The 3,385-nt window shown below is 56.6% G+C and carries 1 protein-coding gene; it reads left to right on the top strand.

Features of this window, described 5'->3' with window-relative positions:
• Window positions 1–820: 820 nt before the first annotated feature.
• The gene (locus tag Q363_RS30945) at window positions 821–3,280 is read left to right on the top strand and encodes an ABC transporter permease (protein ID WP_084080953.1); all 2,460 of its coding nucleotides are present in this window, start codon (window positions 821–823) and stop codon (window positions 3,278–3,280) included.
• Window positions 3,281–3,385 lie beyond the last annotated feature (105 nt).

Raw genomic sequence — 3,385 nt, 5'->3', positions numbered from 1 at the left:
GGGCTGAAAATCAACAAAAATTCAGCCGAAGGCGAAGTGTTTTTTGTTGACTTTCCTTCTTATAGAACTTTACGGGAACACTGGTAAACGCAACAGCGTTTGAACGCAAAGACATGGTCGTCATTGCGTTCCCTGCCGCTCGGGCGTACATTACTCGCGGTCTTAAAGAGCCAAACAGGAGGTTCTCAATGCAAAAACCATGCCTCGAGAAGCTGTCCAGGTTAATCACTTCCACTATCGCCTGCGGTCTGCTTGCAGCGGGTACAACTACCATTGCTCAATCGAACGCCGACAGCACATCGGAGGCCCGGCAATGCTCAGATAGAACGATCATGGGTGGCTATGGATTCAGCTCGGAAGGCTTGGTCATTCCCGCACCGGGCGTTACTCTTCCATTCCGCAGTGTGGGGACAACTCATTTCGACGGCAAGGGGAATCTCGTCTTTTTGGAACACACGGTCGTTAACGGGACGTCCCTGGAGTCCGGTTGGACGCGATCGACCGGAACGTACAGCGTTAACGCGGATTGCACTGGGATGTTGACGATCAACACTCCGAACAGTCCTGTTCCGATACAGGGCTCTTTCGTGGTGGTAAAGGGAGGAGGAGAAGTGCGAGGCGAGGGTAACTCAAATGCAATCAGCACGGTGTGGATCAGACTTCGGGATGGTGAACACGATCGTGACTGAACGAAACACAAACGTTAGGTTCCTACCGGGGCAGCCCCGATAGGAACCTAACGTTTGTCAGTACTGATCCAATCGAAGCATCAATTTCCATTGAATCCCTTAAAATCTGAGGAGTGTCCGAGGACCGTCTTATGGGATCAATGCTGCAGAATACACGCTACGCACTTCGCGTGTTCAAACGAAGCCCTGGCTTCGCGTCCATCGTGGTCATTGTTCTCGCCGTCGGTATCGGCGCGGCAATTGCGGTCTTCACCGTCTTCAATGCTCTTGTCTTCCGGCCTCTCCCGCTCGCTCATCCCGAACAGCTCGTACAAATCTCCGGCATCTATCGGAACAACTCGAGTATCCCCATCTCCTACCCCATGTTTGCTGAGCTCGAGCGTGAGCAGCGCGCCTTCTCCGGTGTCTGCGGATGGAGCGCGGGCGCAAACTTCAATGTGGAAGCGAACGGCAGCGTTACCGCATCCGCCGTGCACTCTGTCACCAAGAACTACTACTCCGTTCTCGGTGTCAGCCCTCTGATGGGCCGACTCATCTCTCCCGCGGATACTCAGGGAAACCAGGTATCGCAGGTCGCAGTGATCGGCTATGAGTTCTGGAAGGAGCGCTTCGGTGGAGATCCTGCCATCGTCGGCAAAACTATCCGCATCGATGGCAAGCTCTTCACCATTATCGGCGTCACTCGGAAGTGGTTTACGGGCATGATCGCCGGGGCGCCGCCTGAGATCACCGTTCCCAGCGGAGCAGCACAACTTACCGATCTCAACAGCCGGTCGCTCCTGTGGGTCTTCGTCACAGGACGGCTCAACCGGGGTGAGAGCACTCAACACGCCGCCACCCAGCTGCAGACCTTTTGGCCCAGGCTGCTTGAAGACACCGTTCCCACCCAAAGCGTCGGCCCCAGACGCGAGGCCTTTCTCGCCATGCGGTTCCGTATCGACCCGGCATCCGACGGCAGCAAGAACATCGATCTTCGTTCTAAATTTCTCAAGCCGCTCTATCTGCTCTCAGGCATCGTCGCGCTCATTCTCCTCGTCGTCTGCATCAACTTGGCAAGCCTCAGCCTTGCACGCGCCAGCGCGCGCCGCCACGAGATCAGCACTCGTATCGCTCTCGGCGCAACGGGATGGCAGGCGATTCGGCAATTCGTTGTTGAGAGCCTCGTCCTCTCCACCATGGGTGCATTGTCAGGCCTGCTCCTCGCCCTCTGGGCCAGCCGAACGCTCGTTCATCTCTTGTCGAGGGGCGTCGCCGTGCCTGTTCTGCTCGATCTCAGGCCCGATTGGCGCGTCTGCGTCTTCGCCGCCTCCACGGCCGTCCTCACCGGACTCTTCATAGGCCTTATCCCCGCATGGAAGTTCTCGCGGCAACATCCCGCCACCATCCTGAACGTCGATCAACGCACACTGGGTTACGGAATGGGCTCGCTTGGCAAGGCTCTTATCATCGCTCAGATCGCAATCTCTCTTGTTCTGCTGCAGGGAGCGGGGCTGTTTCTGGGGACTCTCAGAAGTCTGCGCACCTTCAATCCAGGCTTCGAGAGAACGGGTCTTCTTGAAGCTCATCTCTCATCGCAGACGCAGGACAAAAGCGCACCGGATCCCGTGAGCTACCGCAAGCAGCTTCTCGAGGCCATGACAAATCTTCCATCGATCAAGTCTGCCGCTTTTTCCACTCTTCCCATACCAAGTGGCGAAAGCTGGAAGGATACTGTGTCGGACACATCCAATCCCAACCCCACGGGAGGAAGCGCTGCAACTCTTGCCGCCGTCTCCCCCGGCTTCTTCAAAACGCTTGCGATTCCTTTGCTGGCCGGGCGCGACTTTACCTGGTTCGATGATCAAAAACATCCCACGGCAGTGATCGTCGATAGCCTCGTCGCAAAACAGCTCTTCCCTGCGGACAATCCCATCGGGAAACACATTCGCTTTGGCGTTCAACCGGGATTCCAGGATTTTGAGATTGTGGGTGTAGCGCAGAGCGCGCGGCTTCTGGATATTCGCGATGGGAATGCGCCTGTCATCTATGTCTCTGTTCTTCAGCTCCGGGATTTTGCTCGCGGGGGAACTCTTCTGATGCGCGGCTCCCCTTCGGCCGGAGTAAACGATGCAATCGTGGATGAAGTGCGATCGTTTGACCACGAGTACGTTACTCGCATTGATACCTTTGAAGAGAGAAACGAGCGCTCCTTTGTCTACGAGCAGATGACCGCAACCCTCTCTGCGCTCTTCGCCGCTATCGCTCTTCTCGTCGCCGGCTTCGGACTCTTCGGCCTGATGTCCTACGCCGTCACGTTGCGAACCCGCGAGATCGGGATTCGCATGGCCATGGGATCGCAGCGCAGCGGCATCCTCCAACTGATCCTGCGGGAGGCCGTCCTACTCACCCTCGCGGGCATCGTTGTAGGTCTGCCCTGTACCCTTGCAGTGACCCGCCTGATCGTCCACATGATCTTCGGCCTCTCGGCTACCGATCCGGTGACCCTGGCCAGCGCCTCGATGACCATGTTGCTGGCAGGTACGCTGGCGGGCTACCTGCCCGCATTCAAGGCGATGAAGATGAATCCTGTGACCGCACTAAGGCATGACTAATTAGCTGCGTCTAGAGACTGTTAATGACTTTAATTCCCCATCTGTAGGAAGGCGGTGATTGTGTTGTTGTCATCGCGGAGCATAGTTGGATGGGGAATAAGGGTC

Source organism: Edaphobacter aggregans DSM 19364 (genome assembly GCF_000745965.1).
In the GTDB taxonomy this organism is placed as follows: Bacteria; Acidobacteriota; Terriglobia; order Terriglobales; family Acidobacteriaceae; genus Edaphobacter; species Edaphobacter aggregans.
Note: the sequence above shows the minus strand (reverse complement) of the source record. Positions and strands in the feature narration are given on the sequence as shown.

Coding starts and splice junctions, on each gene's coding strand:
- Q363_RS30945 (WP_084080953.1), top strand. CDS start 821: ATGGGATCAATGCTGCAGAATACACGCTACGCACTTCGCGTGTTCAAA.